General features: G+C 46.0%; 3 protein-coding genes and 2 pseudogenes. 2 read left to right on the top strand and 3 right to left on the bottom strand.

Going from position 1 to position 6,930, the window contains the following annotated elements:
• A pseudogene (locus tag GPUN_RS12360) lies at positions 1–373 on the bottom strand (dipeptide epimerase); the annotation flags it as partial.
• 401 nt (positions 374–774) lie between these two features.
• Between GPUN_RS12360 and GPUN_RS12355 the strand changes: the two are divergent.
• Complete coding sequence (locus GPUN_RS12355; protein ID WP_006007311.1) at positions 775–2,040, top strand: MFS transporter; 1,266 nt, start codon at positions 775–777, stop codon at positions 2,038–2,040.
• A 141-nt stretch (positions 2,041–2,181) separates the two neighbouring features.
• Here the strand turns inward: GPUN_RS12355 and GPUN_RS12350 are convergent, their stop codons facing one another.
• Positions 2,182–2,514: an aldose epimerase family protein gene (locus tag GPUN_RS12350; protein ID WP_040521123.1), complete on the bottom strand. Its 333-nt coding sequence runs from the start codon at positions 2,512–2,514 to the stop codon at positions 2,182–2,184.
• 114 nt (positions 2,515–2,628) lie between these two features.
• Positions 2,629–2,826, bottom strand: a pseudogene (gene relB, locus GPUN_RS14680) (type II toxin-antitoxin system RelB family antitoxin); the annotation flags it as partial.
• Positions 2,827–3,701: 875 nt separating this feature from the next.
• On the opposite strand from relB, the gene GPUN_RS12345 reads away from it, so the two are divergent.
• The coding region (locus tag GPUN_RS12345) for a beta strand repeat-containing protein (protein ID WP_040521121.1) at positions 3,702–6,930 on the top strand (3,229 nt) is incomplete at its 3' end.

Genomic DNA, 6,930 nt, shown 5'->3' with positions numbered 1-6,930 from the left:
TTTCAATTAATTCATAAAGTGGCTGTTGGGTGTATTGTGCGTAGGCGTCAAACAGTGCGATATCCATTGCCGCTTTGGCATTGCTGCCTGCATTTGTGACTTTATGGAGCTTTTCAATAAGGGGTTGGAAGTCTTGCAAAGACTCACCTATTACTAGCGGAATGAGTACGGTTTCTAGGGCCATTTTTATGCTTGCGTGGCTGTCGCCTGTTATTTTTTCAGTGGAGGGCGCCGATCCGTAGCCAACGCAGCCATTGCTGCAGTGTACACGCACCACCAAGTCGTGAATGTGACTGACTTCTCTTACCGCCGTTTTAAATGGCGTGTGCAAAGGTACTTTTAGTGACAGTAGTTCAACAGATTGAATAATCATTGGTATTGCATTACTTAGGTGATGTTTTGTTAAAATATTTATACAAGCTGGCTCGCAAAAGTGCCTGCACTGTGTTTTCGAACTAGGGGTGGCGTAAAAACCCCTTACTTAAGTTGATATTACAAAGTAGTGCTTGCTCTATATCAGGCCGACTGCGTGTTCGTTGGACGAATTTATGATGTTACCATTAGGCTCCATAAAAAGACTATCACCTATTTTACAGAAATAGCTGATAGACTATTTGTCAGTACCTAACCAATCTTTATTTTTGCCAATGCGAGCAAAACGCGCAGCGTTTAAAATACAGTGACAGTTATTGGTCCATATAACGAGCGCATGCAACTGGATGCGGCAAAGCCGTGGGCAACGCGTGAAATTGGCCACGGCACAAGAGGAGCCTTATGATTCAAATATTGCTTAAGGTCTGGCCCCTTCTACTTGGCATGATGTTTATCATGCTGGGCAATGGCATGCATTTCACCCTTATCGGCCTGCGCGGCACGATTGAGGGATTTACCTCAACTGAGCTAGCCGTTGTCACCTCCGCCTATTTCATGGGCTTTTTGGCGGGTGCGCGCCTTTCTCCTGTAATGATTAAACGGGTGGGGCATGTTCGCGTTTTCGCAGCGCTTGGCAGCTTCATGTCGGCGGGGCTAATTGCCTTTCCGCTGCTCGCTGAGCCTTGGGCCTGGACCTTGCTGCGATTACTCGTGGGCTTTTGCATGTCGGGCATTTTTGTCGCCGCCGAAAGTTGGTTGAACAATGCTGCCACCAATGAGACTCGCGGCAAAGTGCTGTCAGCCTACATGACCGCGCAAACCCTAGGTATCATAGGAGCTCAAGGACTGCTGACCTTAGCCGATGCCAAAACCTCTGTGTTGTTCATCGGAGCATCAATTTTGGTATCAATCTCTTTTGCGCCAATCCTTCTTTCTGCCACCCATGTTCCGCTGGTAGAAATAGCCCGCCCGATGTCCTTGCGCGACCTTTTCTCGGGTTCGCCCCTTGGTACCGTGGGGATCTTCTTATTGGGCGGCGCCTTTGCGACGCAATCGGGTATGGGCGCGGTTTTTGGGACGCAAATTGGGCTGACAGTTGCCCAAATATCACTGTTCATCGCGATGCTGTTCGCCGGGGCACTGGTGTTGCAACATCCTATTGGCTGGCTGTCGGATAAAATTGATCGGCGCAAGCTAATTTTCGGGGCGGCCTTTCTAGGCTTAACATCATGTGCATTTGGGTGGAGCACAAGCGGCGGTTTGTGGCCCTTGATGGTATCGGCCTTCTTCGCAGGTGGAGTTACAACGCCGCTCTATGCGCTGTTTTTGGCCCACGCAAACGATTCACTTGACACCGATGATATGCCGTCGGCCTCTGGGGGACTTGTTTTTACCTTCGGACTGGGCGCAATTGTAGGCCCACTGCTGACTGGCTGGGCGATGCATATGTTTGGCCCTTACGCGTTTTGGTTGGTGCTTGGTGCAACCTTCAGTACCATTGCGCTGTATGCACTCTATCGTATGACGCAGCGTCCGGCTACCCCAGTGGAAGAAACTGAAAGCTATATTGCTGTGTTACCCACCACATCATTGGTAGCGTTAGAAGCCGCCAATGCATGGGCCGCCGACAAAGCAGAGGCAGAACGTGACAAAGACGCTGCGCCCTAGTCGGAGCAACATAATATTCACGATTTTGCAATTAACCCAGAGTATAGACCCGTACAACTAAGTCAGTGAATAATCAGTAAAATTCAAGAAAGCGCGATATCAAAGCGGTGTTTGAGAGAAACCACTTTAATATCACTTCATCTATTCATATATCGATAAATGACGTACCTGCGATACTCTTTTCCTGGCCGCAGAATATCTGGCGCTAGTACCGAATGATTGATGGCGTCGGGATAGCCTTGAGCTTCTAAGCATAATGCTGTTTGAAATTCGATTACTCGTTCTTCCCATGGTCGCGCCCATATAAAATCCGTCGTTTACTATGGCTTCATCAGTTGCATGGTTAAGCGTTGTCTCTATTAGTTCTCCAAGCTCATTGGGCACTCTTATCGACAGGATGCGAGCACCAAAATTACACAATTCAACTTGCATTCCTTTGCTGTTTTGCAGCGTGAATCTTTTTAACTTCGACATTGACTCGGGCCACCATTTTTGTCATTTTTAATGCACATTTTGCGCTTGCCTATCGATTTGCTTAAGTTCCTTCAGTGCACGCTCATCCCATTCAACTTGCCACCGCTGATCCATTTATTCGTCAAAGCCTAATTCTTTTTCCACATCTTCTAATGAGACACGATTAGTAGGCTTTTCAAGCCGATCTATTGCTATATATGTTTCTTCCATTTCATCAAGATATTTTATGATGGCTTCTTTAGCATAGAACGACTTTGTGCGGTCTGTTGTCTCAGCTAACAGACTTAACCGGCTTTCAATTTCATTTGATAATCTAAGAGATAACGTTTTTGGCTTAAGCTGAACATGTCACACATGCACAGCTTAGGCTATTTTATAAAATGTGCATAGTCCTTAAACACGTTTATTCAACATTATAACGCTAGCGAAATGGTGTGTTATCGCACTGTTTGCCTCGGTTTCACAGGCGAACTGCTTCACAGTAATAGAATCATCTTGGCTCATAGAGAATGAAAATTCAGGCTTTTATAGGAGCCTTCATGATTTATAGAAATTTTGGGCTTTGTATCATCAAAAACAAACCCCGTGTGAGCGACTGCTAGTTTTGGGTACTCAATGATAAAATTTAAAACCCGATGAATTAAATTGCATGACCCTAGGTTCAAGGTGCTCCAATTGAGGCGTCATCACAGCTAACTTGTGTTCAACGCAAAAAGTCATAATGACGTGGTCTGAAATGTGGTTTAGGGTCGTTAAGAGGAATTGGAGCCGCGTTTAAAAGCGATACTGAATATTACTCATATTTAATATTTCGCTATGAAGCAAAAATTTTAAACTTTAGTTTATGTGTTTTATTTATTTTATGCATTTATTTTATGCATTTATTTTATGTATTTTATTTATTTTTATACATCAAAAACATTTTTAGTGTTTGATTATTATAACAATTAACTTAAAGGCGCGGCATATCAAGGGTCTTTAAATGGCAAAACTGTTCATAAATTAAACATTATCGTCAATAAAGTGGTACGATGTGCGCAAGAGTTTAAGATGAACACAAGGCACAAAAGGACGAGTCTTCCATTTTTACCTGCCAATGGTCGTCCAAATTTAATACAACTGGCCTTACATGAAAATACTATTTAGTCAGTCAAAATGAATAAAAATTAAAAGCAACCAAGGTTATTATGCTCAATCACGTGTACTGTTTAGTTTGGAGCGATGCAGCAGCGTCTTATGTCCCGGTGTCTGAAAAAAGTGATGGCCGCGGTAAATCAATCAGTGGATCAACTCCAGCAGTCAAGTCTAGTAACAATCTTCCCAGCCATATTAAATTTCTAAATTTGTGCAAGTTTAGCGCACTAGCTTTAGCGCTATCGATAATATGTCATACCGCAAAAGCCGACACACTGCCAACGGGCGGCAACATTGTCGCGGGTGCTGGTAGCATTAGCCAAACCAATACCAATATGACAATAACGCAAAGCACCGCTAAAATGGCGGCTAATTGGCAGACATTCAATATCGGAGCAGACAACGCAGTAAAGTTTGTCCAACCATCCTCTTCATCTGTTGCACTTAATCAAGTGTTAGGCAGCGATGTATCTGTCATTCAAGGTAACTTATCGGCTAATGGTCAAGTTTTTTTAGTTAATCCAAACGGTGTGTTATTTACCCCAACATCTCAAATAAACGCAGGCGGACTCGTTGCAAGCACCTTGCGCCTCAGTACCGATGACTTCATGGACGGTAATTTTACATTTGTCGGCGAGAGCAGTAATGCCATCATTAACCGAGGCAATATCACCGTTAACAACGCGGGCAGCATTGCTTTAATCGCCGCTAAAATCACCAACACTGGCACTCTCACTGCGCATATGGGGAGTGTATTGTTAGGTGCTGGCGCAAACGTCACACTTGACCTAGGCGGGCCTGTTGAAATACAGGTCACACAGGCGGCAATTGATGCCTCCATTGAAAACAAAGGCGGAATTAAAGCTGACGGCGGACTAGTATACCTTACCGCACAAGCCACTCAGGCATTAGTAACATCCGTCATTAGCAATACAGGCATAATAGAAGCGCACACGCTCGCCACTGGCGAAAATGGTCAAATAATGCTGATGGGTGGCATGGACAATAACCGCATAATGGTAGCTGGCATCTTGGATGCCTCCGCTCCTAACGGCGGTAATGGCGGTTTCATTGAAACTTCAGCGGCGCATGTACGCATTGCTGATGATGCAAAAGTAACCACTTTTGCTGCGACTGGCGATAGTGGCAATTGGCTAATTGATCCCGCCGACTTTAATATTGGTGATGCTAGCACTGACGCACCGGCCAATATAACTGGGATTGCACTGTCGAACAATTTAGTCAACACAGATGTAGAGATTATGTCTTTCAAGGGCACCGACGCAGGGTCTGGCAATATCAATGTAAATGAAGAGGTTTCGTGGAGCGCGAACACCTTAACGTTAACCGCCGCCAAAGACATTAATATTAATAGCGTGATGACAGCCAGTGGCACGTCGACTTTGGTTCTTAACACGGCAACATCCAATGGCGGTGATGTAGCCGTTGCCGGTGGGCAGGTCTTTGTTGGCATGGATGCCAACGGTTTCACTGGCAGAGTTGACTTTGCCGAAACTGACGGCACCAACCCACGTTCAGGTACCGGTATACTGACCATTAATGGTGCAGAGTATAATATTCTCAACACTGTGGATCAATTAGCAAACATGACCATTACCGGAAATTTTGCGCTGGGTGGTAATTTAGGCACTGCGGAATCTACCTTTGATTTTACGCCAATAGCCAGCTTTGCCAATAATTTTAATGGTCTTGGGCATACCATTACCGGAATGAATATTGATGGCATCGCCGCGGCTAACACGGGAATGATTAGGATCGCCGGCGCCGGCTCTGATGTTCGCAATGTGGGCTTGGTGGGCGGCAAAATTATCAATGGTGGCGCAGGCACCGGTGGCTTAATTGGTTCAGGTACAACGGGTAATGTGAGCAACAGTTATAACACTGGCACCGTTACCGGGGTGGCCAGCACCGGAGGCTTGGTGGGGAGTTTAACAACTGGGAACATTGTTAATAGCTTTGCCACTGGCGCTGTTATTGGAGCGGCCGGCACCGGAGGCTTGGTGGGGAGTTTAACAACGGGGTCAGTTTCTAATGGCTTTGCCACTGGTAATGTTATTGGAGCAGCTAGCACCGGAGGATTGATAGGCAATATTACCACTGGGCCAGTCAGCAATAGCTATGCAACCGGAAGCGTAGATGGCGATGCGGGCACTGGCGGCTTAATAGGCACCATCACCACCGGGGCAATTACTCGAAGTTATGCCGTCGGAAACGTTAAAGGTCATGCGGGCACTGGCGGTCTGATCGGCGTGAAAACCAGTGGAGATGTTACCGAGAGTTATGCTACTGGCAATGTTGACGGAGCAGCCGGTACGGGAGGTTTAATTGGCAGCGTGACTACAGCTGTTATTAAAGACGTCTACGCTACTGGTAATGTGGCTGGCGCCGCTGGTGTCGGTGGCCTACTTGGCAACAGTACCGCTGCAGTCACAAATGCTTATGCCGCTGGAACGGTAAGCGGTGCTGCACCGGGTGGCTTATTTGGGACCACAACAGGGGTGCTTACTGACAATTTCTGGAACAAAGCTAATGCTACTCATTCGGTTGGCGTCGTCAATAGCACGCCGGCAGGCACCACTGGATTAACTTCCGACCAAATGATGAAGCAAGCTACCTTTCCTAATGGATGGGATTTTACAAACATTTGGTTTATTGATGAAGGAAGTAGTTTCCCCTTATTGCGTACTTTCATGACCGCATTGACCGTAACGGCAAACAGTTTTACTAAGACCTATGATGGCAATGAATTCAGTGGCAATGGCATGACATATTCTGTCGCCGGCGCGACACCAAGCGGAACATTGAGCTATACCGGCAGCGCTCAGAACTCTGTTAACGCAGGCAGCTATACCATCATACCTAAAGGGCTAATTAGTAGCCAACAAGGCTATATGATCACTTATGTTGATGGCACACTTACCACCAACCCAGCGCTTCTTACACTATTTGCCTCTAAGGTTTATGACGGCACAACTAATCTTACAGATAAGGTTACTATAGGCGGATTAGTAGGCACTGAGACCCTCAGTTACACTGATTCAAGGGTAAACGATAAAAACGTAACAACCGCTAATAAATTTATCAGTAACATTACTTTAACTGATGGCACTGGATTGGTAAGCAATTACATGTTGCCGGCGCTTAATGCCGCTAATGCAGCAGTGACAATTACGCCTAAAGAATTGACTGTCAGCGGCATCGCCGCCAATAGCAAAGTCTACGACGGCCTTATGAGCGCCGCGCTAAATGTGAGCGGAAAAA

Source organism: Glaciecola punicea ACAM 611 (assembly GCF_000252165.1).
Lineage (GTDB): Bacteria > Pseudomonadota > Gammaproteobacteria > Enterobacterales > Alteromonadaceae > Glaciecola > Glaciecola punicea.
Note: the sequence above shows the minus strand (reverse complement) of the source record. Positions and strands in the feature narration are given on the sequence as shown.

Bases quoted from the DNA above. Each gene is read 5' to 3' on its own strand.
- GPUN_RS12350 (WP_040521123.1), bottom strand. From the start codon at position 2,514: ATGTCGAAGTTAAAAAGATTCACGCTGCAAAACAGCAAAGGAATGCAA.
- GPUN_RS12355 (WP_006007311.1), top strand. From the start codon at position 775: ATGATTCAAATATTGCTTAAGGTCTGGCCCCTTCTACTTGGCATGATG.